Annotated in this window: 21 protein-coding genes; 2 read left to right on the top strand and 19 right to left on the bottom strand. The window is 72.1% G+C overall.

Annotated elements, in window-relative coordinates; translation table 11 throughout:
* Nucleotides 1-68: 68 nt before the first annotated feature.
* The 14 genes from ectB to BMY61_RS10130 form a co-directional block, all read right to left on the bottom strand.
* Nucleotides 69-1,322 (bottom strand): diaminobutyrate--2-oxoglutarate transaminase, encoded by a 1,254-nt coding sequence (gene ectB, locus BMY61_RS10195; RefSeq protein WP_042441700.1) that lies wholly within the window; start codon nt 1,320-1,322, stop codon nt 69-71.
* Between the two features lie 103 nt (nt 1,323-1,425).
* Complete coding sequence (locus BMY61_RS10190) at nt 1,426-2,583, bottom strand: hypothetical protein (protein ID WP_042441703.1); 1,158 nt, start codon at nt 2,581-2,583, stop codon at nt 1,426-1,428.
* Nucleotides 2,583-3,884: a lysine N(6)-hydroxylase/L-ornithine N(5)-oxygenase family protein gene (locus BMY61_RS10185; protein WP_042441706.1), complete on the bottom strand. Its 1,302-nt coding sequence runs from the start codon at nt 3,882-3,884 to the stop codon at nt 2,583-2,585. The genes BMY61_RS10190 and BMY61_RS10185 overlap by 1 nt, the downstream gene beginning before the upstream one ends.
* Nucleotides 3,885-3,974: 90 nt before the next feature.
* Nucleotides 3,975-5,096 (bottom strand): NAD(P)/FAD-dependent oxidoreductase, encoded by a 1,122-nt coding sequence (locus BMY61_RS10180; RefSeq protein ID WP_042441708.1) that lies wholly within the window; start codon nt 5,094-5,096, stop codon nt 3,975-3,977.
* Nucleotides 5,093-7,066, bottom strand: a complete 1,974-nt coding sequence (locus BMY61_RS10175; RefSeq protein ID WP_042441710.1) for a class I tRNA ligase family protein — start codon at nt 7,064-7,066, stop codon at nt 5,093-5,095. Before BMY61_RS10175 ends, BMY61_RS10180 begins: the two co-directional genes overlap by 4 nt.
* Nucleotides 7,067-7,119: 53 nt before the next feature.
* The gene (locus tag BMY61_RS10170; RefSeq protein ID WP_042441712.1) at nt 7,120-7,674 is read right to left on the bottom strand and encodes a DUF3291 domain-containing protein; all 555 of its coding nucleotides are present in this window, start codon (nt 7,672-7,674) and stop codon (nt 7,120-7,122) included.
* A 17-nt stretch (nt 7,675-7,691) separates the two neighbouring features.
* Nucleotides 7,692-8,702: a DMT family transporter gene (locus BMY61_RS10165; RefSeq protein WP_052438229.1), complete on the bottom strand. Its 1,011-nt coding sequence runs from the start codon at nt 8,700-8,702 to the stop codon at nt 7,692-7,694.
* Between the two features lie 65 nt (nt 8,703-8,767).
* A complete protein-coding gene (locus tag BMY61_RS10160) occupies nt 8,768-10,021 on the bottom strand; it encodes an NAD(P)/FAD-dependent oxidoreductase (protein ID WP_075003836.1) in 1,254 nt (417 codons plus the stop codon).
* A gap of 24 nt (nt 10,022-10,045) precedes the next feature.
* The gene (locus tag BMY61_RS10155) at nt 10,046-10,738 is read right to left on the bottom strand and encodes a rhodanese-like domain-containing protein (protein ID WP_143094257.1); all 693 of its coding nucleotides are present in this window, start codon (nt 10,736-10,738) and stop codon (nt 10,046-10,048) included.
* Between the two features lie 11 nt (nt 10,739-10,749).
* Nucleotides 10,750-12,390, bottom strand: coding sequence for an AMP-binding protein (locus tag BMY61_RS10150; protein WP_042441714.1), 1,641 nt, complete (start codon nt 12,388-12,390; stop codon nt 10,750-10,752).
* 30 nt (nt 12,391-12,420) lie between these two features.
* Complete coding sequence (locus tag BMY61_RS10145; RefSeq protein ID WP_236655799.1) at nt 12,421-13,338, bottom strand: alpha/beta hydrolase fold domain-containing protein; 918 nt, start codon at nt 13,336-13,338, stop codon at nt 12,421-12,423.
* Nucleotides 13,331-14,944: an amino acid adenylation domain-containing protein gene (locus BMY61_RS10140; RefSeq protein WP_042441718.1), complete on the bottom strand. Its 1,614-nt coding sequence runs from the start codon at nt 14,942-14,944 to the stop codon at nt 13,331-13,333. The genes BMY61_RS10145 and BMY61_RS10140 overlap by 8 nt, the downstream gene beginning before the upstream one ends.
* 29 nt (nt 14,945-14,973) lie before the next feature.
* On the bottom strand, nt 14,974-15,447 hold the full coding sequence (locus tag BMY61_RS10135) for a GNAT family N-acetyltransferase (protein WP_042441720.1): 474 nt from the start codon (nt 15,445-15,447) through the stop codon (nt 14,974-14,976).
* The gene (locus tag BMY61_RS10130) at nt 15,444-15,980 is read right to left on the bottom strand and encodes a hypothetical protein (protein ID WP_236655801.1); all 537 of its coding nucleotides are present in this window, start codon (nt 15,978-15,980) and stop codon (nt 15,444-15,446) included. The genes BMY61_RS10135 and BMY61_RS10130 overlap by 4 nt, the downstream gene beginning before the upstream one ends.
* Nucleotides 15,981-16,581: 601 nt before the next feature.
* Between BMY61_RS10130 and alr the strand changes: the two genes are divergently transcribed.
* A complete protein-coding gene (gene alr, locus BMY61_RS10125; protein ID WP_042441722.1) occupies nt 16,582-17,730 on the top strand; it encodes an alanine racemase in 1,149 nt (382 codons plus the stop codon).
* A gap of 107 nt (nt 17,731-17,837) precedes the next feature.
* The gene (locus tag BMY61_RS10120; RefSeq protein WP_042441724.1) at nt 17,838-18,794 is read left to right on the top strand and encodes a helix-turn-helix transcriptional regulator; all 957 of its coding nucleotides are present in this window, start codon (nt 17,838-17,840) and stop codon (nt 18,792-18,794) included.
* Between the two features lie 39 nt (nt 18,795-18,833).
* Here the strand turns inward: BMY61_RS10120 and argF are convergent, their stop codons facing one another.
* The 5 genes from argF to BMY61_RS10095 form a co-directional block, all read right to left on the bottom strand.
* Nucleotides 18,834-19,835, bottom strand: a complete 1,002-nt coding sequence (gene argF / locus BMY61_RS10115) for an ornithine carbamoyltransferase (RefSeq protein ID WP_042441726.1) — start codon at nt 19,833-19,835, stop codon at nt 18,834-18,836.
* Nucleotides 19,836-19,912: 77 nt separating this feature from the next.
* Nucleotides 19,913-20,446, bottom strand: coding sequence for a GNAT family N-acetyltransferase (locus tag BMY61_RS10110; RefSeq protein WP_042441728.1), 534 nt, complete (start codon nt 20,444-20,446; stop codon nt 19,913-19,915).
* A gap of 98 nt (nt 20,447-20,544) precedes the next feature.
* Nucleotides 20,545-23,163 carry a polynucleotide kinase-phosphatase gene (locus BMY61_RS10105; RefSeq protein WP_042441730.1) on the bottom strand — a complete coding sequence of 873 codons (2,619 nt, stop codon included), beginning with the start codon at nt 23,161-23,163 and terminating at the stop codon, nt 20,545-20,547.
* Nucleotides 23,160-24,662, bottom strand: a complete 1,503-nt coding sequence (locus BMY61_RS10100) for a 3' terminal RNA ribose 2'-O-methyltransferase Hen1 (RefSeq protein WP_042441733.1) — start codon at nt 24,660-24,662, stop codon at nt 23,160-23,162. Before BMY61_RS10100 ends, BMY61_RS10105 begins: the two co-directional genes overlap by 4 nt.
* A gap of 91 nt (nt 24,663-24,753) precedes the next feature.
* The gene (locus BMY61_RS10095) at nt 24,754-25,719 is read right to left on the bottom strand and encodes a hypothetical protein (protein WP_052438230.1); all 966 of its coding nucleotides are present in this window, start codon (nt 25,717-25,719) and stop codon (nt 24,754-24,756) included.
* Nucleotides 25,720-25,835 lie beyond the last annotated feature (116 nt).

Genomic DNA, 25,835 nt, shown 5'->3' with positions numbered 1-25,835 from the left:
ACTCCTCCGGTCAGTAGTTCAACACGCAGTCCGTACACGCCGCAGCCTACGGGCGGTACCGAAGTGGATCAATACGCTTCCGCAACGGACCGCACGGACTCCCGCAGGATGCCGAGGCCCTCGGCGAGCTCCTCGTCCGTCGAGGTCAGCGGCGGCAGCAGCTTGACCACCTCGTCGTTGGAGCCCGCCGTCTCCACCAGCAGTCCGGCGGCGAAGGCGGTCGCGGCGACCTGCCGGGCCAGGTCCGGCTCCCGGAACGCCAGGCCCCAGACCAGGCCGCGGCCGCGCAGCTCCGACACGTGCTCCGGGTACTGGGCGGCGAGCTCCCCCAGCACCTCCTCGAAGCGGAGACCACGCTCGGCGGTCTGCTTCTCCAGGGTGCTGTCGGCCCAGAACTCGCGCAGCGCGGCGGTCGCCGTCACGAACGCCGGGTTGTTGCCGCGGAAGGTGCCGTTGTGCTCCCCCGGCTGCCACACGTCCAGCTCGGTGCGGAAGAGCGTCAGGGCCATCGGGAGGCCGTAGCCGCTGATGGACTTGGACAGGCAGACGATGTCCGGGGTGATCCCGGCCGACTCGAAACTGAAGAAGGAGCCGGTGCGGCCGCAGCCCATCTGGATGTCGTCGACGATCAGGAGGATGCCCCGGCGGCGGCAGAGCTCCGCGAGGTCGGCCAGCCAGACCGGACCGGCCACGTTGACGCCGCCCTCGCCCTGGACCGTCTCCACGATGACGGCCGCCGGGAGGTCCATGCCGCTGCTGCTGTCGGACAGCATGGAGTCCAGCAGCTTGAGCCCGGACACCTCGCCCCCGGCGAAACCGTCGTACGGGATGCGCCAGGTGTGTCCGAGCGGGACGCCGGCCCCGCCGCGCTTGCTCGCGTTGCCCGTGACGGCCAGCGAGCCCAGCGACATGCCGTGGAAGCCGCCGGTGAAGGCGACCACGGACTGCCGGCCGGTCACCTTGCGGGCCAGCTTGAGCGCGGCCTCCACCGCGTTGGTCCCGGTGGGGCCGGGGAACTGCACCCGGTAGTCGAGTTGGCGCGGGCCGAGCACCCGCGCCGCGAACTCGGTGAGGAACTCCTGCTTCGCGACGGTCAGCATGTCCAGGCTGTGGGTGACCCCGTCCTGCTCCAGGTACGAGATCAGCGCCCGCTTGAGCGCCGGGTGGTTGTGACCGTAGTTCAGGGCGCTGGCCCCGGCGAAGAAGTCCAGGTAGGCGCGCCCGTCGCGGTCGAACATGCGGCTCCCGGCCGCCCGCTCGAACTCCACCGGCCAGTTCCTGCAGTAGGTGCGGACTTCGGATTCGATGGTGGTGACGTTCATGGTGTCCCCTCGGAGCTGTGGCTCGGTCAGATGGCCGGTCGGGAAGGAGAAAACGGGGAGTACTGCGGGACGGTCGGCGGTGCGGGCGGATCGCGCCCGTCCGTCAACCGCCCAACAGGGCGGGCACGGCGAGGACCGCCGTGGCCAGGAGCACGAGCAGGACCACGGCCGCTCCCACGCGCAGGAGCGGGTGGCCGCGGCGCACGGCCGCGACCGCCGCCAGGGCGTAGCCGGTCACCGCGGCCGCGGCCGGCCCGAGCAGCAGCAGCGGCACGGCGCCGTCGCGCGTTCCGAGGCAGGCGAAGGCGCAGCACGCGGCGCCGACGGCACCGATGAGAGCCTTGCCCGGTTCGGTGCGACCCGGCTCGGTGCGACCCGGTTCGGTGGGACGCAGCCGGGCGGCGATCCGGGCGGCGGTGCGCACGTTGGTGAAGCAGTAGGAGGTCAGCACCACGGCCGTGGCACCGGCGAGCAACCAGCGCAGCGGTGCCGGCGCCGACTCCGGCTCCGGTCCGGCGGCCAGCCGCTGGGCCTCGGCCAGGCCCAGGTAGACCACGGCCACGGTGGCCGTGCCCAGGACCACGCCGACGACGGTGCGGCGCGGTCCGGCTGCGGCCGTCGGCACGACCCGGGTGACCGCCTCCCAACCCACGCCGGCGAAGAACAGGGCGGCGAAGGCCAGCCACCGGACCGCGAACGGGGACCACCCGGTCACGGCCAGCGGTGTGGGCGGGCCCGCCGTGTGCACGGCCGGCCACACCCAGACGGCGTCCGCCAGGGCCAACGCCCCGACGACCCAGGGACGCAGCCGCAGCACCGCGCCCGGGAGCGACAACGGACCGAGCGCCGCGGCCACCGCCATCGCCAGCATGCCGAGCGCGAGCAGCAGCACTCCCGCCCCCGGGCGTGGCACCGTCCCGTGGGCGGCCGTCAGCAGGCACGTGGCCGCGAACCAGGCGATGGCCGCCTGTCCGGCGGTGAAGGCGACGGCGAAGACTCCGTCGACCGCCCGCCGGGCCCACCGCCCCAGCAGCGCGCCGACCGCCCCCGACAGCGTGTCGGGACCGAGGCGCGCCCGGACCAGCGCGGACAGCAGGAGGCTGACCGACCCGCCCAGCAGGATGTGCGCCGCCCAGACCAGGAGGCTGTCGCCCGCCGCCAGGGCCGCGACCACCGGTGGCGCGACCAGCATCCCGGCGCCGAGGACGCCGCCGGCCAGCCCGGCGGCGATCCTCGGTTCCGGCCTGGGTACGGGTTCCATCAGTCGAGACGCTTCCGCAGGCTCTCGGCGATGGTCTTGGCCCGCAGCGACAGCAGGCTGAACGAGCCGGCGTCGCCGATCCCGTGGCTCGACTCGCACAGGCCGTTGAGGTAGAGCGCGGGCGTTCCGGCCACCAGCGGACGCACCTCGTAGTCCTGGCCGACCGACAGGTAGCCGTCGCCGTCGAAGGCGAACTCGTCGGCGATGTCGCGCATCAGCGCGGGCACCCGCTCCTGGTGGGCCGCAGGGCCGAGGTCACGGAAGCCGGTGGCCAGGACCACGAAGTCGACCTGGCTCTCCTCCACCGCCCCGGTGTTCAGCTCCTCGATGCCGAGCCGCACGCCGTCCTCGCCCGGCTCGATGCTGCGCACCTGGCGGCTGCCGCTGACGACGACCTTCTGGTCCCCGTCCAGGCGCTGCTCGTAGACGAGCCGGTACAGCTCGCGGAGCACGTCGCCGTCGGCCGAGGAGTAGTTGGTCAGCCGCATGAACGAGTCGATGGCGTTCTTGCGGTCGCGCGGCGCGCGGTAGTAGTAGTCGGTGAACTCGGGGAAGTAGCCCTCCTCGCTGAACGGGCTGGTGTCCTTCTGGCGCAGCGTCAGCGAGCGCGCGAGGGTGGTCACCCGGGCCTCGGGGTAGCGGCGGGCGAGGTCGAGGGTGAGTTCGACCGCGCTCTGGCTGCCGCCGACGACGGTCACGGCACGCGGCGCCCGCTCGCCCCGGGCGGCGAGGCTCAGCTCCTCCAACTCCCGCAGTGCGGGCAGGTAGCGGGTCAGGTGGAAGACCCGCGGCGACTCCACCGCGTCGAACGGCTCCGGGACGAACGGGGTTCGCCCGGTGCCGATGACCAGGGCGCGGCCCCGGAGGGTCTCCCCGGTCGAGGTGGTGACCGTGTGGACCGGGTTGCCCTCGGCGTCCCGCTCGACGGTGACGCCGGTGGCGTGCACGCCGTAGTCGACGAGCCGTTCGAAGTGGCCGGCGGCCCAGGTGACGTACTGCGCGTACTCCTTGCGCAGCGGGAACTCCATCGGGACGTTGAGGTGCTCGAGCAGGCGCCCGGTCTCGAAGAGGAAGTTGATGAAGCTGTAGCGGCTGCGCGGATTGCGCAGCGAGACCAGGTCGCGCACGGGGTGGTTCTGGATGTCCGACCCGTCGAGCATCATGGCGCTCTGCCAGGACGGCCCCGGCCGCGCTTCCAGGAAGCGCACGTCGAGGTCGTAGCCCTCCTCCTCGAGGGCGATGGCCAGGGCGAGGTTGGCCGGGCCGAAGCCGATGCCGATGACATCGTGGACGTGGGTCATTGTTCCTCCTGGACGGAGAGCGAGCGTGGGGCGAGGTCATGCGTGCGGGGCGGGACCGACGCGACGTCGGTCCCGCCGTGCGCGGTCGGATCAGGCGAGCTCGGGGAGGGCGTCGGCCAGACAGGCGGCCGCGATGCGGCGGCCGGCCTCGGGGGCCGTCTTGACCCCGCCGCCGTCCCAGCCGCGCACCGACCAGGTGTGCGGCATCCCGGTGGGCTCCAGCAGCGACGTGGCGCGGCCCTCGGCCGCGGGCCCGCCGTAGGCGTCGGCGGCGCGGACGGTGCGGAGCTGCCGCGCCGAGCCGAGCCAGGGAAAGTGCGCGGTGAGCGCGGAGACGGTGGCGTGTGCGTGCGCGGGGTCCGGCTCGGCGTCGACCGGGGAGTCCCAGACGAGGTGCGGCATGCCGACCAGGGTCCGGTCCCGGCCGACCGGCTTGGCGTAGAGCCCGGTGCGCAGGTCGACGAAGGTCGCGTGCTCGGGTGCGGGCGGGCGCCGCTCGAGGATGGTCACCTGGATGGAGCGCGACCGGACCGGCGCTGCGGGCCGCAGGCCCGGCACCGGGTCCGCCGCCCAGGGCCCGACGGCCGCGATCACGGCCCCGGCGCTCACCTCGCCCGCGTCCGTGACCACCACCGGGCGTCCGCCGCGCCCGGCGACGCCGAGCACCCGGACGCCGTGGCGGACCACCGCGCCGGCGGTGCGGGCCTGGAGCAGCCAGTCCTCGGTGACCTCGGTCGGCGACACCCAACCCGCCTCGGGCTCGACCAAAGCCACGCCGCCGGCCAGCCCGATGCCGCACACCTCGGCCCGGTCGGCGACCAGGTGCGCCGAGGTGCCCAGCTCGCCGTTGATGCGCTCGGCGGCCTCGTGGAATGCGGGCGCCCGGTCCGGATCGGCGACGGTGACGGCGCCGACGGCGTGCAGCGGGGACCGTCCGGACGCCCAGCGGGTGGGATCGCGGTAGACGGCCAGGCTCGGCAGCGCGAGCCCGGCGACCACCCGGTCCTGGTCGTAGGCGCGCACCATGCCGCCGGAGGCGCCGGTGGCACCCGCACCCGACCGCGGGGCCTGCTCGATCACGAGGACGGAGACCCCGCGGTGGGCGAGTTGGTGCGCGACGGAGGCGCCGGTGATCCCGGCGCCCACCACCACGACGTCCGCGCGGGCGGGGAGCTCCCCGTCGCCGGACGCCAGGACGCGGTCCTGGCTCACGGTCGCTCGCCCGCAGCGGCCTGCGTGGCCGTCGCGAGCTCGGGCGCGGGCGCGAGGCAGGTGGCGCCGGTCGGCAGGAAGGACCAGTCGGTCTCGCGCACCGGGTGGCCCGTCAGGCCCAGCCAGTCCCAGACCTGCTGGGCCAGGACCGGGGTGACCGGCCAGGCCAGCGCCGCGAACACCTTGGCCGCGAGGTACTCCAGGGCCAGGCTGGTACGGGCCTCCTCCGCCAGAGAGCCCACCCGGCGCATCGGCGTGTCCGTCGCCCGGAACTCGGCGGCGCGGACCACGAAGGACTCCAGCAGCTGGACGTAGCCGCGCGCGCTGAACGACTCGGGCAGCAGCAGGCCGTCGAGCTGCCGGGTGATCAGGTTGAGGTGCCGGTAGAACTCGCGGTGCGCGTCGGTCCAGGCGCCGGTGCCCGGGACCTTGCCGCCGCACTCCTCGTCCAGCGCCGCGAAGCCGGCCAGCCACGCGTGGGCGCCGCGGTACAGCGGGTCCTGCGCCAGGTGCCCGGCGCTCTCGTGGCTGACCTGGGTGACCCGGCCCTCGGGGGCGTTCCTGAGCAGGGCGAGGCGCACCGCGTCCGGTCCCGCCGCGGCGATGGCGTCGTCGGCCCAGACCGCGTGGCCGCGGCTGGTCGAGAACTTCTCGCCCTCCAGGTGGAGGAACTGGTTGGTGACGAACGCGGCGGGCAGGTGGTCGGCCAGTCCGGCCGCGAAGGCCAGGATCGGCAGCAGGACCGCGTAGTAGAAGCTGTTGTCGTAGCCGAGGAAGAGCGTGATCTTCGCCGGACCGCCCTGCTCGGACTCGGCCCGGGCCGCGTCCAGGAAGGTCAGCGCGAGGTCGGCCCAGGCGTCGAGGGCCTGGCCCTCGCCCAGGGAGACGCCCCAGTCGGTGGTGCGGCCCAGCCGGTAGGGGGGCAGCCCCTCGTCGAGCAGCCGCTCCACCAGCGCCTGCAGGTCGGGCGAGGTGTACGCGCCGCGCAGGTACTCGCGCAGCTGCTCGGCGTAGGCGTTGAGGTCGAGCCAGAGCGCCCGCTCCGGGCGGGTGGTCGCCGGGGTGCCGCAGATCCGGCACTTCAGGCCCGTGAGTTCACGGGCCTCGTTGGGCCGGCCGCAGGCCTCGCAGATCTCCCCGTCGCTGGAGGCCTCGCAGTGGGCGCAGAAGCCGCGGGCGAAGGCCTGGTGCAGGGACAGGTCGCAGGTCGGGCAGTAGGCCGTCGGGTGCTCCTGCTCCGTGACGGCGGGAGAGGTGACCACGCGGTCGAACAGCGCCCTGATGCGGTCCGCGTGCTCCGGGTCCCCCGCGGGCCGGGTGAGCCGGTCGCAGCCGACCTCGGCCGCGCGCAGGGTGGCGATCACGGTGTCGCCCTCCGCCTTCGCGACGGCGCCCGGCTCCGTGCCCCGCAGCCGGGCCGCGGAGGCCACGTACGACTGGTGGTCGTCGGTGCCGGTGACGTAGCGGGCGTCACGACCCATGCTGCGCAGCGCGCGGACCAGCATGTCGGCGCGGACGTAGGGGCCCGAGAGGTGGCCCAGGTGCAGGCCGCCGTTGGGCGTGGGCGGTGGGCAGAAGACCAGCGCCCGCGCGGGGAGCTGCTCGTGCGGGGGGAGCTTGTCGAGGGCCGCGACGGCGCTCGGGATGTGCTCCCAGTAGACCGAGACGATGTCGAACGGCTCGTCGGACTCGTTGCGGATCTCGTGGAAGCCGAAGGGCGAGAGGTGGACGACCTCGCCGGGGCCGAACTCACGCTCCTCGTCGCCGAGTACGACGACGGCCTTGCCGGCCAGGACGATGAACATCTCGCCGTCGTGGTGAGCGTGCCGCTTGGAGACGGAGTGCGCCGGCACGCTGCCGAAGACAGAGCCGAAGGGCAGTCCCTCGATGTCCGTTGCGGACAGCAGCGGCTGAAGGTGCATCTCGTAGGACCAGCTCATCGCCGATCGGTCGAAGGAGCGTGAGATCACGGAGACATCCCCAGGTGGTGTGGTGTGGTGTGGTGTCGTGCGGAGGGCGGTGCTCAGGAACGGGGCGCTTGCCGCTCGGCCGGGCGGCGCAGCTGGGTCGGGGCGCCGTCGGCGTCGAAGGGCTGACGGAGCGTGAACGAGAACGGAGTGGGCCCCTGGTCGTGCAGGTGCTCCAGCCGGGCGCAGGCGTCGGACCAGGTCGGGATCTCGTCGTCGGCCACCCACCAGGCCGCGTAGCTGGGCCACTCGGGCTTCAGGAACCACTCGTGCCGTCGGCTCAGGGTCGAGCGGTGCAGGCCGTCGTAGACGAAGGCGAGGACGGACTCGAGGTCCTGCCAGAGCGACAGGGTGGAGGCGCGGCTGTCGGTGTCGTCGGTCCGGCCGCCGGTGTAGAAGCGCGGCACCTCGAACTTGCCCCAACGACCCCAGTCACGCTCGAAGTTGGTGATCTGGCTCTGCTCGGGTGCCTCTTTCGCCCGGGCGATGAACCCCGGGCTGTTCTCCGCCTGCTCGAAGGTGGGCGGGGTCAGGTCGTCGAACTCCTGGACCTCGGGGTTCCCGTAGGGCTTCTTCAGGATCGCGAAGGTCGTGAACGCGACACGGGGCATGGGCTTCTCTCCTCTTCCTAGCGGCCGGACTCGACCGCCGCGGCGGGCGCGTCGGCAACAGGGGCGGCGTCGGCCGTCACGCGGCGGGCCTCCGGGGTGGTGCGGATGCGCTGGATGGCCAGCAGCACTCCGCCGATCAGCAGGGCGATCCCGACCAGCTCCACCGGCGGCGGCATCCGGCTGTCCCAGGTGAAGACGTAGATCAGCCCGGAGATCATCTGGATGACGGCGAGCTGCCCCGCGATCGAGATCGGCACCGACCCCGAGGCGCGGTTCCAGAGCACCGTGCCGAACCAGGAGACGAGCATGCCGAGCAGCAGGCCTCCGCCCAGCACCGGGAGCAGCGAGTGTCCGGCGCCGACGTGGATCGCGCCCGCGCCGGCGGCGATGGGCAGGGCGACCAGGGACAGCACCAGGGCGCCGACGCCCATCATGGTGGACCAGGTGATCGGCGCGATCTCCGGATGCCGCCGCAGGAAGTTCGCGTTGGCCACCGCGTACCAGGTCCACATGCCGAGGGCCGTCAGCGCCGCCCCGATGCCCAGCACCCAGCTCGACCCGGAGTGGCCGCTGAAGACGTTGTGCCAGTCCACCTCCTCGAGGTTGACCAGGACCAGGCCGACCACGATGGCCCCGAGCGGCAGTGCCAGGCGGGAGAGGGGGAACTCCTTACGGGCCCAGTTGCCCGCCAGCGCGACCGTGACCGGCAGGGTGCCGATGATCACGGTGGTGATGGGCGCCCCCGCGTGGCCGATCCCCTGCACCAGGAACAGGTAGTACCCGAGGTGACCGGCGAAGGCGAAGGCCAACGCCGTCAGCCAGACCCGTCGCCCCAGTCCGCGCATCCCGGCGCCGCGGGTGACCGCGACGACCACGAGCGACAGCAGCCCGAAGGAGAGGTACCGGGCCACGGCGAGCCCGACCGCGTCCGAGGTGGGCAGCACCGCCGGCAGCAGGAACGCCAGCCCCCAGATCATGTTGGCGGTGACGCCGAACAGCACGCCCACGAGGGGCGAAGTCTTCTGCATAGCGATATCTCTGTCTCTTTGTTCGGCGTTCGGTGTGCGGCGTTCGGTGTTCGGCGTCTCTTCGGTCAGCGCTTGAGTCCGGCGCTGCCCCGGGTCATCAGCGCCCGCATCAGGTCCCGCTGGAACTCGCCGGGCATCAGCAGGCGTCCGCTGAGGGACAGGTACTTCTGGCTCAGGTCCTCACTGGCGCAGATCGTCGTGAACATCCGCTTCCTGGTCGCCTCGTTCTTCTCGACCAGGGAGTCGCCGTAGATGCCCTCGATGTGGGGCTGCACCGTCTCGGCGTACCGCCGCCGGTACTCCTCCAGACCGTCCGCGACACCGGCCTTGTCCAGGGAGCGGTCGGCGAAGGACTGGGCCAGGAGATCGGCCGTGACCAGTGCGAATCCGCAGCCCACGCCGCTCATCGCATCCACCGAGAGGGCGGCGTCGCCCACGAACGGGACCGAGCCGACCACCGGTTGGCGTACCTGGCTCGGGTAGTCGGTGTAGCCCAGCAGACCGGACTCCGGGACCGCCTCGGCCGTGGAGGGCGCGTCGGCCAGGTCGTCGAAGTACTTCAGGAACTCCCGGAGCCGGCCGTCCTGGCCCGACCACCCCTCGACCCGCGACTTCTCGGCGAACAGGACGAGCTGGGTCCGGCCGCCGACGAGCGGGTAGACGCAGGCCAGGTCCCGGTCGTTCATGATGAAGATCGAACGGTTGTCCTCCCGGGGCCTGATCCCGGTGAAGTAGCCGAACAGGGCTGCGCGGTCGTTGGGGTGGCTCTCGGCCGGGTTGCCCAGCTCCTTGGCCAGGCTCGACCGACGGCCGTCCGCGGCCACCACCAGGCGGGCGCGGAAACGCTGGGAGCCGCTCTCGCCGGTGGTGTCCAGGATCCAGCCGGACTCGTCCTCCACCAGCGACTCCACCAGGGTGGAGTCGAGGTACTGGACGCCCTGCTTCCGGGCGGCCGCGCGCAGGGCCGGGTCGAGCACGCGCCGTTCCAGGTTGAGCGCGTAGGAGTCCGGCGGGCCGGCGACATAGCCGCCGGGACCGTCGATCACGCCGCCGGGCGTGACGAAGACCGCCTTGGTCCGCACCGACCACTCGGGCTCGGTGAGGTGGGCCAGTCCGAGCCCGGCCAGCAGAGGCACCGAATGCGGCTGGATGAAGTGGGTGCAGAGCCGCTTGTGGAACTCGTCGTTCATCGGCTTCTTGTCGAAGATGCCGACGCGGTAACCCATCTGACTGAACCGGATCGCGGTGGCGCATCCGGCGATGCTCCCGCCCACCACTGCGACGTCGAACTGCGACTGGTCGATCTCCGTGGTACTCACCCTGTGACTTCCCCTCTTCTCTGCTCAGCCCGCGCAGCCGCAGGAGACCAGGGCGTGGCCGGCGTGGCGGCCCGCCTCCCCCTCGGTGGCGTGACCGTCGCGCTTCCACCAGTCGAGTCCGCCGATCAGCTCCTTGACCCGGAAGCCGGCGGAGGCGAACTTGATCGCCGTCTTGGTCGAGGCGTTGCAGCCGATGCCGTCGCAGTACGCCACGTACAGCGACGTCCTGGAGAGGCCGGCCAGCGACTCCTGGGAGATCGACCGGTGCGGAATGCTGACCGCGCCGGGGATGTGCTCCTCCGCGTAGTTCTCGCTGCTGCGGCCGTCGACGACCACGATGTCCTGGCCGTCGTCCAGCGCCGCCTGCAGGTCCGCCGAGTCGATCTCGTAGGCCAACTTCTCCTGGTAGTAGTCCAGCTGGGAGCGCTGCTCCCGGGAGAGGCCGCTCTCTTCCGCGGCGGGCTCCTCCGGTGCCATGAACCGGTTGGCGATGGCGTACAGATCCTCGAGGGTGCTCGGGGTCACCAGGGAGTCGGCGTGCTCACCGAGGTCGACGCCGCAGTCCTCGAGCAGCGTGACCAGCACGCTGATGGTGAGCAGGGAGTCCAGGCCCAGGCTGCTGAGCGCCGTGTCGTCGGGGAGGGGGGCCAGGTCGACCGGGCCGCCCAGAGCCGCCTCCAGGTATTCGGCGACCTTGTCCTTCACTGCATCAGACATTGCTCTCCACCTCAATCTATGGTCTCGACGGCACCGTCGGCCGACACTGCGAAGTAGGGGGAATTCGACTGCTGGGCCGCCGCGGTGAGCTGCTCGACCAGCCGCTCGTCGCCGTCCGGCACCGTCGGCGCGGCGGCGGCCGCCGGCGCCCAGGCCAGGACGGTCGGCCGCATGTAGTCGGGCAGCAGGCCCCGCAGGTGCGCGTCCAGGTCGGCCGGGGCCTGCGGTGCCTGCCCCTCCTCGGGGAGGACGACCAGCGCGAGGGTGTCCCGGCGGTTGCGCGGGAACTCGGCCACCAGGGTCCGTGCCACGCCGGGGAAGCTCTGGGCCGCCCGGCGGATCTCGCTCAGGTGGGTCCGGCGGCCGGCCAACCAGCGGATGTCCGCGTCGCCGTGGCGGCGCAGCACCAGGGCGCCCGCGTCGTCCAGGCTGCAGATGTCGCCGGTGCGGAAGTACCTGGTCCCGTCCAGCTCGACGACCACCCGGGCCGTCTCCTCCGGCTGGTCGAAGTAGCCGAGCATGACCTGGTCGCCGCCGACCCACAGCTCGCCCTCGGCCCCGGGCTGCCGGATCTCCACCCCGTCCTGGACCAGCGCCACCCGCAGGCCGTCGAACGGCCGGCCGATCGGGCCGACGGCGTCGCCCCGCTCCGGCAGGTCCGGCCCGATCTCGAGGTTCAGGCCGAACACGGTGGCCTCCGGGGGTCCGAAGGCCTGGACGACGCGGACGTCGGGCAGTTGCCGGGCCCAGCTCCCGAGCACCTCGGGGTCGCAGACCTGGGCGCCGGTCATCACGAACTCCAGGTCGGGCAGCTTCGCCCGGGTGAGCTGTCGCCCGTCGCCCGTGATCATGGCCAGCAGCATCGAGACCGCGATCAGGTGGGTGATCCGCTCCCGGGAGAGCACCGCACGCACCACGGCGCCGGCCGGCAGGTTGCGGAACTGGAAGACGAACGCGCCCACCGAGAGCGGGAGCAGCGTGTCCTCGAAGGAGACGTCGACCTGGAACGGCGACAGGCTCAGCACCCGGGACTCCGGGGTGAAGCGCAGCACCTGGTTGTGCCGCCCGAAGTAGGCGAGCAGCGCGGCGGCGCTGTTCTCGACTCCCTGGGGCTCACCGGTCGGGCCGGAGGCGAAGATGATGTACGCCGCCTGCTCGGGCGGGTGCGGCACGGTGGTGTGGGTCGCCGCCGGTCCGGCCAGGACCTCGGCCAGCTCGGTCCCGCCGAGCCAGCGGTCGGCCGGCGCCAGCGGATCCCGGTCGTCGAGGGCGACGACCAGCGTCGGCCGCAGGCGGGTGAGCAGTCCCTCCAGGCGGCCCGCCGGCTCGCCGGCGTCGAGCGGGACGTAGACGGCGCCGCACTTCCACACCGCAAGGGCGAGGATCGGCATCACCGCGCGCTTCTGGGTCAGGACGACGACGCGGTCCCCCGCGGCGACGCCCCGCTCCGTCAGCCGGGCGGCCACCGTCCGTGCGCCCTGCTCCAGTTGGGCGAAGGTGTAGCTCGCCTCCCCGTCGTTGACGGCGTCCCGGTCCGGCCACCTGCGGGCGGGAGCCGCGAGCAGGTCACCGAGAGCGGGCGACGGGTTGCCCGCGTCGGCAGGATCGACGGACCACGGCGGGAGTGCGGCCGCCTCGGCTGTGACTGACATCTGGGTTCTGCCCTCTGACTAGGGTGCGGATCAACGGTGGTGCGAGGCCTCGGCGGAGAAGGCCGAGGCGGCGATCCGGAGCACGGCGCCCCGGGCGGATTCGAGCTTTCCGGTGTACAGGCAGAAGTCGTGCGGCAGGTCGGGGAAGTGCTGGTGGTGCGGCCGGGCCGACCGGTCGGCCAACTGCTCCACCCAGGCGAGCCCCTCGTCGCGCAGGACGTCGCAGCCGGCGGTCACGACCGAGCACGCCGGCAGCCCGGCCAGCTCACTGTCCGTCAGCGCGAACGGGTCGAAGCCGCGGGCCGTGAAGAAGGGCTCCAGCACCGACCGGAACCGCCGCATGTGCTCCCGGTCCAGGAAGTACCCCTCGCCGAACGTCTCGTAGGACTCGCGCTCGGTGCTCAGGTCGAGCACCGGGTAGATCAGCACGAGCCGGGAGAAGACGTCGGGCAGCGCCCGCAGACCGAGGTAGAGGGTGAGCAGCCCGCCGACGCTGTCCCCGGCCAGGACGAGCGGCCGGCCCGCCAGGGCGCGGCAGCGTTCGGCGATGTGGCGCTGCAGCTGCTCGACCGACTCCTCGGCGGTGTGCTCCGGCGCCTTCAGGTAGTCGAACGCCTCGACCGGGGCGCGCAGGTCGTTCGCGAGGGTGCGCAGGAAGGGCTGGAAGACGGCCGTCGAGTAGTAGACCAACCCGCCGCCGTGGATGTACAGGACCCATGGGCTGTCCGGGTCCTCCTGCGCCGGCCGGACGGTCACCGAGTGCGCGCCGGCCTCGACCGACGCGCCGTCGTCCGGCTGGACCACACCCCCGAAGCGGGCGATCCAGCGCTCGGCGTTGGCCCGGTCCACCGTCGGCGAGCCCGTCGTCGACGGACCCGCCATGATCTTCCTGGCGGCGGCAAGGCGGCGGAACTCGGCGTTCAGCGGCGGCTGTGCCGGATCAGACACGGACGCCCCCGTCGACGGCCGCGAACTCCCCCTCGGCCGAGAGCACGAAGTGGGTGGCGTTCGACTCCCGGGTGACCTCGGCGAGCGCGCGCATCAGCCGGCCCTCGTCCGTCTTGCCGGTCGAGGAGACCGCCAGCTCGGGCGACCAGGCCACCACCGTCGGGCGCATGTACTCCGGCATCAGGTCGGCGAGAAGCTGCTCCACCTGCGCCACCACGGCCTGCTCCGGCGCCAGCACCACGAGCGCGATCACGTCGTGACCGTTGCGCGGGACCAGTGCCACGGCCGCCCGCTCGACACCCGGGCAGCTCAGCACCGTCTGCCGGATCTCGCCCAGGTGGATCCGGCGCCCGGCCAGTTTCACCTCGTCGTCGTTCCGGCCGCAGAACACGAGGTCGCCGTTCTCGTCGTAGCTGCACAGGTCACCCGTGCGGTAGTAGCGGACGCCGTCGACCTCGACGACGCGCCGCGCGGTCTCCTCCGGCTGGCCGAAGTACCCGAGCATCACCTGCTCGCCGCCGATCCACAACTCGCCTATCCGGCCCGGCTCGTGGACCTCGACCTCGTCGTCCACCAAGCGCGCGACCACCCCGCGGAGCGGTCGGCCGATCGGGTACGAGCTGCGCCGCTCCGGATCCGCGGTCACGATCTCGTGCGCGACGCAGACGATCGTCGCCTCGGTCGGGCCGTAGACGTTGATGACGCGGACCTCGGGCAGGGCGTCCTTCCAGACGTTGATCACGCCCGGGTCGCACACCTCCGCACCCGTCATCACCATCTCCAGGAAGGGGAAGTTCTCCCTGCTGACCTGTCGCCCACCCTCGGTGATCATGGTGAGCAGCGTGGAGACGGCGATGAGGTGGGTGATCCGCTCGCGCTTGATGATCGCGCGCATGATGGCACCGGCGTGCATGCCGCGGAACTGGTGGACGAACGCCCCCAGGGACAGCGGCAGCAGCGTGTCCTCGATCGACACGTCGAAGTGGAACGGGGACAGGCTGAAGACGCGTGACCCGGGCACGAACCGGAGCACCTGGTTGTGGTTGCCGAAGTACGCGACCAGGCTGCCCGCGCTGATCTCGACACCCTTGGGAGTCCCGGTCGACCCCGACGTGAAGATGATGTAGGCCGGGTCCTCGGGACCGTGCGGCACCGACGGAACCTCGCCGACGGGGCGCGACAGGGCCGCGTCCAGTTCGGTGCGGCCGGTCCAGCGGACGTCCTCGACGGCGGGCTCCCGGTCGTCCAGCGCGAGCACGGCGCGCGGCTGCAGCCGGCCGAGCAGGCCGCGCAGCCGCGGCAGGGGCTGCGTCGCGTCCAGCGGGACGTAGACGGCGCCGCACTTCCAGATCCCGATGGCCAGCACCGGCACGATCGCGGACTTCTCCGCCAGGACGGCGACCCGGTCCCCGGCGACGACCCCCTGCTCGCGCAGCCAGGCGGCGCAGGCCCGTGCCTGCTGCTCCAACTCAGCGAAATTCAAGCCGAGTTGTCCGTCATGGAGAGCCGGCCGGTCAGGCCAGTTGGTCGCTGCGGCCAGGACCAGGTCGCCCAGCGCCGGCGCGGGGTTCGCCTGGTCGGCCGGGTCGACGGACCACGGCGGCATCGCGGCCGGCGCCGCGCCAACACTCTGCGTCACGAGACGCCCTGCCCATCGACGTAGAAGTGGAAGCGAACCTTGGTCTTGCTGCCGGCACCCATGCGGCGGTAGAAGCCGATGCCGAGCTCGTTGTGGGGAGGGGTCTGCCACTCGACCCGGCCGCAGCCCTTGGCGGCGGCGAACTCCCGCAGTCGCTCGAAGAACACCCGGCCGATCCCCAGCCCGCGGTACGACTCCTGGAGATAGAGGCAGTCCATGTAGGCGAAGGGCTCGGCACCCCAGGTGGCGAAGTCGACGGTGACGGTCATGAAGCCGCAGGGTGTCCCGGCGTCGGTCGCGACCCAGCCGTACAGGGCCGGTCGCTCCGCGAAGAACGCCGTCTTCCAGCGCTCCACCTGGCCGTTCTCCCGGAAGTCCGACTGCTCGTAGGCGGCGTGCTCGCGGCACAGCTCCAGCAGCGCGTCCAGGTGGTGCGGCTCGATCGGCTGCACGCGTATGTCGCGGTTCATACCCATCCTGAGAAGGTCGTGGCGAGATAGGCGTCGAGGGTGTCCCCGTCCAGGCGACCGGGCACCAGCACGGTGTTCACCCAGGCGTCGCGCTCGAACCTGACAACCTCCAGCTCCCAGACGCAGGCGACGAGGTCGCGTTGGTCCAGGGGGGCGAACGTCGTGTTCCCTTCGGCGTCGACGACGGAGCCGCGCACCCAGTGCTTGAGCATGTCGCCGCCGAACCACTGGCTCACCAACAGGTAGGTGCCGTCGGCACCGTGATGGAGAATCAGAAAACCGGCCGGATGGTCCCCCTCCTGCAGGGGGTCGACCAGCACCGAGGCGGCCTGCTGTCGCAGCCACTCCGGCTCCGGTCGGAGCTGCGAGCCGTCCGGATTCGCGAACATCGCATAGGCCTTCAGGATCCGACCTTCGACGTCGACCGGAGGAAGGGCCTCGACCAGGCGCGGCGCGTACCGCCCAAACGTGACGGGCAGTCGTTCGTCGTCGAATTGCCTCTGCTTGCCATTGCTGTCCTGCACGTGGTTCACAACTCGAGCGCTGTTCAGTGCGGTCCCCTTGATTGCACCCGAATGGATGTTGCGTGGAGCGAATCGCCTGCACGTCGCCGGCGACTGCCCTATGGTCGGTCAGCTCGGCGGCGGTCCTCGGATCTTGGCATGCCCACCGGGGGGACATCAAGAGGAAACCGAGCCGGCCGGATCCGCGCGCCCCGATCCGGCACGACTACTCAGGGTGCATCCCATTCGAGTGATATGCCTTGTTTGTTCGGTTTCTAAAAGGGCCATTTGGTATCAGAACACCCACCGCCAAGGGCCTGTTTCTCACATGACAAGACGCAACGGAGGTTCTTCATCCGTTTCGGAGTCTTAACATCCGAGACACAGAACGCAGTTGAAGGCATGTGACTTGAACGGTCGTCCAACTTGCGTACAGGAAGCGGCTCTTCACGCCGACAGGAACAGCCGTCTACACTGCGGCCGACTCCGCGATCTTGACACGGCGATACCCGGCGCCCTTTGGTCGGCACCCGAAGTCGCCAACACACAGAAGCTGCGGAGCGTGTACCGATGAAATGTCAGGCAAACAGTCGGGGCCGCCTCGATCGGTCTCCGAGAACGTGGGGAAAGAATGTTTGACACCGCGGCGGTGCGGGCACGGGTAGAAGTCGATCTGGGCGCCTTGCGCGCGAATATGGAGACGCTGTGCGCCCGGGTCGGGGACGCCGCCGTGATGGCCGTCGTCAAGTCCGACGGGTACGGCCACGGCGCGGTGACCTGCGCCCGTGAGGCACTGGCCGCGGGGGCGAGCTGGCTGGGCACCACCACGGCCGAGGAGGCCCTGGAACTGCGCGCGGCAGGGCTCACCGCGAGGATCCTGTGCTGGCTCTGGGTGCCCGGCGGGCCGTGGCGGGAGGCGATCGAGGCCGACATCGACGTCTCCCTGGGCGGCATGTGGGCCCTGCAGGAGGTCACCGAGGCCGCCCGGGCAGCGGGGCGCCCCGCGCGCGTGCACCTCAAGGCCGAGACCGGACTCAGCCGCAACGGTGTCCGGCCGGGTGAGGCCTGGGCCGAGTTCGTGGCGGCGGCCCTGCGCGCGCAGGCCGAGGGACTGGTCCGGATCGTCGGGCTGTACTCCCACTTCGCCTGCGCCGACGTGCCCGGACACCCCTCCATCGCGGCGCAACTCACCCTGTTCCGGGAGATGACGGCGTACGCGGAGGAGCAGGGCGTCCGCCCCGAGGTGCGCCACCTCGCCAACTCGGCGGCCGCCCTCACACTGCCCGAGACCCACCTCGACATGGTGCGGATCGGCATCGCCATGTTCGGCGTCTCCGCGGGCCCCGGTCTCGGCGCCCCGGAGGAGTACGGGCTGCGCCCGGTGATGTCGTTCCGCGCCTCGCTGGCCCTGGTCAACCAGGTTCCCGAGGGCCAGGGCGTGAGCTACGGCCACTACTACGTCACCGCCGGCGAGACCACCCTCGGCCTGCTGCCCGTCGGCTACGCGGACGGCGTCCCCCGGGCGGCGTCGGGCAGCGAGCTGGTGCTCGTCGACGGCAAGCGGTGCACGATCGCCGGCCGGGTGGCCATGGACATGTGCGTGGTGGACCTGGGCGGCGACACTCCCCCGGTGGGCAGCGAGGTGGTGCTGTTCGGCCCCGGCGACCACGGGGAGTCGACCGCTGCGGACTGGGCGGCGGCCTGCGCCACGATCCCCTACGAGATCGTCACGCGCATCGGTGCCCGCATCCCCCGCGTCTACCTGAACCCGTCCGCCTGAACCCGTCCGTCCGAATGCGTGCGTCCGAGCGCGTCCGTCCGAGCGCGTGCGCCTGGGAGCGCCCGCCGGGAGGCCGACTGTCCGCGCCGTCTGGAACCCTGGACGGCATGATGGACACCTCGGCGCGCCTGTTGAACCTGCTCTCGCTGCTGCAGACCCCGCGGGAGTGGTCGGGCACCGAGCTCGCCGACCGGCTGGACGTCAGCACCCGCACGATCCGGCGCTACATCGACCGCCTGCGCGAGCTCGGCTACCCCGTCGAGGCGACGATGGGCACGATCGGGGGCTACCGCCTGATCGCCGGCCGCGCGCTGCCACCGCTGCTGTTGGACGACGAGGAGGCCGTCGCCATCGCGGTCGGTCTGCGCGCGGCCGCGGGCAGCGCGGTCGACGGCATCGAGGACGCCTCGCTGCGCGCACTGACCAAGCTCGAGCAGGTGCTGCCCTCCCGGCTGCGCTACCGGGTGGGCGCGCTCGGCACCGCGGTGGTCGCCATGACCGGCGGCGGTCCACGCGTCGAACCGGCGGTCCTGACGGTTCTCGCCGGCGCGATCACCAACCACGAACGCGTCCGCTTCTCCTACCGCGCGGCCGCCGGTACGGAGACGCGCCGGCACATCGAGCCGCAGCGCCTGGTGGCCAACGGCCGCCGCTGGTACCTCGTCGCCTGGGACCTCGACCGGGACGACTGGCGCCTGTTCCGCGTCGACCGCCTGGCCGACCCGACGGCGACGGGCGCGCGGGCCACCGCCCGCGAACTGCCGGCGGCGGACGCGGCCGCCTTCGTGCAGGACAAGCTGCGCGGCATGTGGCCGTCCGCCCCGGTCGTGGTCGACTTCGCCGCGGAGCCGGAGACCGTCCGCGCCCACCTCGGGCAGGCGACCACCGGCGAGCTCGAACCTCTGCCGAACGGCGGCTCCCGCTGGTCCGTCGACGCCGACCGCCTCGACTGGATGGCGGTCCGCCTGCTGATGCTGGACCTGCCGTTCACGGTTCAGTCGCCCCCGGCCCTGGTGGAGCGGCTGCGCACCTTCGGCGAACGGGCGCGCGCGGCTACGGCGTAGCGCCCGCCCTCTTCCGGGTGACCGACCGAACCGGGCAGGTCAGCCGCCGAGGGTGGCGACCATGATCGCCTTGATCGTGTGGAGTCGGTTCTCCGCCTGGTCGAAGACGACGGAGTGCTCGGACTCGAAGAGCTCGTCGGTGCACTCCAGCTCGGACATGCCGGTGGCGGCGTGCATCTGGCGGCCGACCTCGGTGCCGAGGTCGTGGAAGGCCGGGAGGCAGTGCAGGAACTTGACGTCCGGGTTGCCGGTGGCGCGGACGGTGTCCATGGAGACCTGGTAGGGCGTGAGCTGCTCGATGCGCTCGGCCCAGACCTCCTTGGGCTCGCCCATGGAGACCCAGACGTCGGTGTAGAGGAAGTCCGCGCCGGCGACGCCGACGGCGACGTCGTCGGTGAGGGTGAGACGGGCACCGCTCCCGGCCGCGAGGCGGCGGGCCTCGGCCTGGACCTCGTCGGTGGGCCAGAGCGCCTTGGGCGCGACGATGCGCAGGTCCATGCCGAGGAGGGCGCCGGTGATCAGCAGGGAGTTACCCATGTTGTTGCGGGCGTCGCCGAGGTAGGCGAGGGCCACCTCGCGCAGCGGCTTGGTGCTGTGCTCGCGGACGGTCAGGATGTCGGCGAGCATCTGGGTGGGGTGCCACTCGTCGGTGAGACCGTTCCAGACCGGAACGCCGGCGTACGCGGCGAGCTCCTCGACGATCTCCTGGCCGTGACCGCGGTACTCGATGCCGTCGAACATCCGACCCAGCACCCGCGCGCTGTCCTTGACGGACTCCTTGCTCCCCAGGTGGGAGCCCGAGGGGTCGAGGTAGACGGTGTGCGCGCCCTGGTCCGCCGCGGCGATCTCGAACGCGCAGCGGGTGCGGGTCGAGCCCTTCTCGAAGACCAGGGCGATGTTCTTGCCGCGCAGCCTCGGCTGCTCCGTCCCCGCGTACTTGGCCGCCTTGAGCTGGGCCGACAGATCGATCAGGAAGCCGAACTCCTGGGCGGTGAAGTCCAGCTCCTTGAGGAAGTGCCGGTTGCGCAGATTGAAGGCCATGCCGGTCTCCTGGCGGACGTGAGCGGGCGGGAAGGGGTCACTGCCGGACCAGCATATACGTACGCCCTAATGAATGGTTATGCATCCCGGAGGGTGAGCTTCATCTCCAGCTCCAGCGTCGTCGGATCGAGGTCGTACGGCTGGGTGTGGCCGGTCCCCACGAAGCCGCGGCGCTCGTAGAAGGCGCGGGCGCGCTCGTTCCTCTCGTGGACCTCCAGGTACAGCTCGGGCACGCCCGCCTCCTCGCGGGCCCAGGCGAGGCAGGCGTCCAGCAGCACGTCGGTCAGACCGTGCGCACGGCCGCGGTGCGCCGGGTCCACCCAGACCCCGACCAGCCAGGCCCGGTCCGGCGCCTCGCCGGGATCGGGGGCCGGGACGTAGGAGTTCATGCAGCCGACCCACTCACCGGTCTCCACCACCACGGCGGCGTACCCGGTGTTGCCGGGTTGGGTGTTGCGTGCCGCGCGGAACCGCCACTCGTCCTCGCCGTGGGCGAGGGCGTCCTCGTGGGACTCCAGGTACGCCAGGGGCGTGTCCTTGGTCATCCGCAGGCGGATGTCGCGAACGCGCTCCCAGTCCTCGGGCTGGACGCGGTGGATGCGGTAGGTCATGTGCTGTTCCTTGCCCTTGCCGGCTGTTCTGTCGTTCCGTTGTCCGGTTGTTCCGTGCGGTCGGACCGGGGGCGCGCGCAGCGCCCCCGGTTGTGCAACTACAGCCTGGGGTCGACCGGTTCCGACTCCAGGGCGAGCACCGCGAACACCGTCTCGTGCACCCGCCACAGCGGCTCCCCGGCCGCCAGGCGGTCCAGCGCCTCGATGCCCAGGGCGTACTCGCGCAGCGCGAGCGAGCGCTTGTGCCCGAGCGAGCGCGAGCGCAGGCGGGAGAGGTGCGCGGGACGGGTGTAGTCGGGGCCGTAGATGATCCGCAGGTACTCGCGGCCACGGACCTTGACGCCCGGCTGGACCAGGCGGCTGCCCTCCGTCCGCACCAGGGCGGCCATCGGCTTGACGACCATGCCCTCGCTGCCGCGCGCGGTCAGCTCCTCCCACCACGCGGCGCCGGCGGCGCAGGACTCCGCGTCCTCGGTGTCGACGACGAGCCGACGCGTCGGACGCAGCAGCGGCGAGGTGTCCGCGTCGACCAGGCGGTCGATCCAGGCGAGGTGCTGGTCGTGCGGGCGCACGGCGAGGTTCGCACCCTCGGCGGCGAGCAGCTGGAACGGTGCGAGGCGCACCGAGTCCAGGCCCTCGACGGTCCAGCAGTAGCGCCGGTAGGCCTCGGTGAACGCCTCCGCGTCCTGCGCACGGTGGTCCTGGCGCTCAGCCAGGTCGGCCACGTCCAGGCCCTCGACCCCGCGCCCGGCCGTCGTCGCGAGCGCGGTCCGCGCCGCTCGCAGCGCTGCGCCCGACGCCGCGCCGACCGCGGCGTACTGACGGCGCAGCAGGCCCTCGGCCTTCAGCGACCAGGGCAGCAACTCGGCGTCGAGCAGCAGCCAGTCGCTGTCGAGCTCGTCGAAGAGGCCCGCGTCCTCCGCCGCCGCGCGCAGCCGGGCGAGGACGGCGCGGGTCAGGGCGCCGTGCTCGGCCGGGAGACCCGGCACGGTGAGGTCGTCGAGGAAGGCACGTCCGGTACGGGTCCAGATCTGGCCGCCGGTCGCCGTGCCGAAGCGCTTCTCCGCCGCCGTCCCCTCCGCGTCCCGGCAGACCAGGACGACCGCGCGCGAGCCCATGTGCTTCTCCTCGCACACCACCTGGCGCACGCCGTCGGCCCGGTAGGCGGCGAACGCCTCGTCCGGGTGCTCGAGGTAGCCCTCGCGCTGGGAGGTGGCGACCGGCGCCATGGTCGGCGGGAGGTAGGCGAGCAGGCGCGGGTCGATCGCGAACCGGCTCATCACCTCCAGCGCGGCGGCGGCGTTCTCCTCGCGCACGGCCACCCGGCCGTGGTGGGTGGTCTCCACGATGCGCTTGCCGGCCACGTCGCCCAGCGCGAGCGGACGGCCCTCGCGGGCTCCGGGAGCGTCGCTGATCAGCGGCCGGACCGGCTCGTACCAGACCTGCTCGGCCTCGACCTCGACGAGCTCCCGCTCCGGGTAGCGCAGAGCGGTCATCTTGCCGCCGAAGACGCAGCCGGTGTCCAGGCAGATGGTGTTGTTCAGGAAGTTCGCGGTCGGGGTGGGGGTGTGGCCGTAGACGACCAGCGCCTGGCCCCGGTACTCCTCCGCCCACGGGTAGCGCATCGGCAGCCCGTACTCGTCGGTCTCGCCGGTGGTGTCGCCGTAGAGGGCGTGCGAGCGCACCCGGCCGCTGGTGCGGCCGTGGTACTTCTCCGGCAGACCGGCGTGGCAGACCACCAGCCGGCCGCCGTCGAGGAGGTAGTGGCTGACCAGTCCCTTGATGAACTCCCGCACCTCGGCGACGAACTCCGGCGGCTCGGCGGCCAGCTGGTCCAGCGACTCCTGCAGGCCGTGGCTGACGGTCACCTTGCGGCCCGCCAGGGCGCGGCCGAGCTTGTTCTCGTGGTTGCCGGGCACGCACAGCGCGTGGCCCGCCGCGACCATGCCCATCACCAGGCGCAGCACGCCCGGCGTGTCGGGACCGCGGTCGACCAGGTCGCCGACGAAGACGGCGGTGCGGCCGTCCGGGTGCGCGGCGTCGACCGCGCGACCCTCGGCGTCCCGGGTGACGGCGTAGCCGAGCCGGCCGAGCAAGGTGACCAGCTCGGAGCGGCAGCCGTGGATGTCGCCGATCACGTCGAACGGGCCGGTCAGGTGCCTGAGGTCGTTGAACCGCTTCTCGTAGACGACCTGGGCCGCGTCGACCTCCTCCTCGGTGCGCAGCACGTGCACCTTGCGGAAGCCCTCGCGCTCCAGGTGGCGCAGCGAGCGGCGCAGCTCGCCCTGCTGGCGCTGCAGCACCCGTGGCGGGAAGTGCGCCCGGTCCGGCTTGCGGGAGTTGCGCTCGGCGCAGAGCTGCGGCGGCAGGTCCAGCACGATGGCGACGGGCAGCACATCGTGCTCCCTGGCCAGCTGGATCAGCTGACGGCGCGACTCCGGCTGCACGTTGGTGGCGTCGACGACGGTGACCCGGCCGGCGGCGAGGCGCTTGCCCGCGATGTAGTGCAGCACGTCGAAGGCGTCGCCGGTGGCGGTCTGGTCGTTGGGGTCGTCGGAGACCAGGCCGCGGCAGGCGTCGGAGGAGACGACCTGGGTGGGCAGGAAGTGCTTGGCGGCGAAGCTGGACTTGCCGGAGCCGGTGGTGCCGACGAGCACGACCAGGGAGAGGTCGGGAACGGAGAGGGTGCGCGGCGAGCGCGCCTCGGTGTCGGTCATCGGGACTCTCCCTTCGGGGTGGTGGTCGCGGTGGTGTCGTCGATGCGGGTGAAGGCGGCGAGCTGGGTCGGCGGGCCGACCTCCGGGTCCTCGTCGCCGACGGGTCCGAGGGCCACGGTGTAGCCGTACGTCCCGGCGGTCCGCTCCGCCCACGCACGGAACTGCGCCCGGTCCCACTCGAAGCGGTGGTCGGCGTGCCGGACCTGACCGGCCGGGAGCGTCTCCCAGCGGACGTTGTACTCGACGTTCGGCGTGGTCACCACGACGGTGCCGGGGCGGGCCGCACCGAACACCGCGTACTCCAGCGCGGGCAGCCGTTCCTCGTCGAGGTGCTCGATCACCTCGGAGAGGACGGCGGCGTCGTAGCCGGTGAGGCGGGCGTCGGTGTAGGTCAGCGCACCCTGCATCAGCTTGACGCGGGCGGCCTGCCGCTCGTTCATCCGCTCCAGGCGCAGCCGCCGCGCGGCGATCGCGAGCGCGCGGGCGGAGACCTCGACACCGACGATCTCGGTGAAGCTGCGGTCCTTGAGCAGCTCGGCGACCAGCGCCGCCTCTCCGCAGCCGAGGTCGAGGACACGCTTGGCGTTCGCCTCGCGCAGCCGCTCGACGATCGCGGCACGGCGGCGCACCGCCAGCGGCGCCGGCCTGGGCTCCTCCGGCTCGCCCTCGGCGGTCGCGGTCTCCTCCGGGACGGCGTTGTCCAGCTCCTCGGGCTCGCGGTCGTCGGCCTCGGCCAGACGTGCCAGCTCCAACCGGTCGTTCGCGGCACGGGCCAGGGACCAGCGCCGGGAGAAGTAGCGCCGGACGATCAGCTGTCGCTCGGGATGCTCGGCCAGCCAGCCCTCACCGCGGGCGAGCAGCTTGTCGACCTCGTCCGGGGAGACCCAGTAGTGCTTGGCGTCGTCGAGCACCGGCAGCAGCACGTAGAGCTGGCTGAGCGCCTCGGCGAGGCGCAGCGCGCCGGTCAGCCGCAGCCCGACGTAGCGGGAGTCGCCCCACTCCGGGAAGCTCACGTCCAGCGGCAGCGGCTCGGCCTCGACCTGCCAGCCGAGCGGCTCGAACAGACCGCGGACCAGCTCGGCGCCGCCCTTGGCCGGGACGGCGGGCAGCTCGATCACCAGCGGCTGCGGCTCGGCGGCGAGCTCCGGGCGGGTCTTGCAGTCGCCCTTCATGGCGCTCTTGAAGACGGCGCTCAGGGCCACCGCGAGCAGCGAGGACGCCGCGTAGGGGCGGTCGTTCACGTACTGGGAGAGCGCGAAGTCAGGGGAGCCGGAGCCGCGTCCCTTCGCCCCGCGGCCCCGGCGGACCAGGGAGATCGGATCCACTTCCAACAGGAGCGCGGCCGTGCAGCGCTCGGCGCTCGCCTCCGGGTAGAAGACGTGCGCGAGGCCGTGCGCGGTCGTGAAGGACTGGGACTTGTCCGGGTGCTTGTGCAGCAGGAAGCCCAGGTCGGTGGCGGGCCGCTGGTCGGTGCCGATGGTGCTGATCGTCAGGAACACAGAGTCGAGTATGACCAAGCGTTCGACTTTCGCCCACGGACTTTTGACCGTGCCCGGCCCGCCACCTGCTGGTGCAGCCGTCGGGAGTGGATCAGCCCGACATCGCGCAGCCGCCGGCCGCGTTGCTCCAGGTCGGCTGCATCGCGAAGTCGCCGGTGGGCAGGGAGATCGTGCCCAGGTTCTGCCAGGCGCAGAGGTCGCCGTCCTCCTCGCCGTCGGAGGCGACCCAGCCGCTGGAGGGCTGCGGGTCGGTGAGCGACTCGGCGTACTCGTGGCCGCCGACGATGCTGAACCCGTCCAGCTGGTTCGCCACCGAGCCGGCACCGCAGCCCGAGCCGGCGTCGAGGACGTAGGGCATGTTCGTGTAGGAGACGTTGCCGTCGTAGTCGTGCCAGGCGCAGAAGCCGCTGTTGGGGAAGCCGTCGGGCGAGGTGCCGCTCGGGCTCATCACGACGATCTGCACGTCCGGGCCGCCGACGCCGAAGTGGGACGCGGCGGCGTCGGCCTCGGCGGCGATGTCGGACTGCTGGGCGTTGGCCGGGGCGGGAGCGGAGTCGTCCACCCAGGTGCCGCCGAGGACCGATCCGCCGAAGGACGGGCCCTGGCCACTGCTGTCGGTGTACTGCGAGGTGACGGTGGACCAGCTGTCCGACGAGGTGCCGAGACCGTTGAAGAGGTCGGTCTGGTACTGCTCCACGCCGTTGCTGTCGCTGTCCCACTGATTGCCCCAGAACACCAGGTAGACGCTGACCTGGTGCTGGACGGGCCCACCGTTGTAGACCAGCGTGCTGTCGGCGGGTGCGCGGCCGACCTGCCGGCGCACGGCGTCGCCGCGCGCGCCGCGCATCGGGATCACGCCGTGACGGCCGTGGGTCTCCACCCGGTAGACGTGCCCGTGGGAACGGACGTAGTGGACGGCGCCCGCCTGGGGGGCGGCGGGCCGCGGGGTGGGGTGCGCGGCGGCGACACCCGAGGGTGCCCCGGCGAAGAGCGCCGCTAAGGCTAAGCCGCTCGCCACTGCGATGGACGCGGTCGTGCCGCGTCGGATCCTGAACATCCTCATGCCTCCGTTGTGGGGAAGGGAGTGGAGTTCTGACGAGTCCACATCACACACCCCGATTCGGGGTGACAACAAGGGGCAAGAGAGTAAGGACTGAGAGAGAGCTGTGAATT

This window comes from Streptacidiphilus jiangxiensis (assembly GCF_900109465.1).
GTDB classification, from domain to species: domain Bacteria; phylum Actinomycetota; class Actinomycetes; order Streptomycetales; family Streptomycetaceae; genus Streptacidiphilus; species Streptacidiphilus jiangxiensis.
This window is presented reverse-complemented; position numbering and strand designations above follow the sequence as displayed.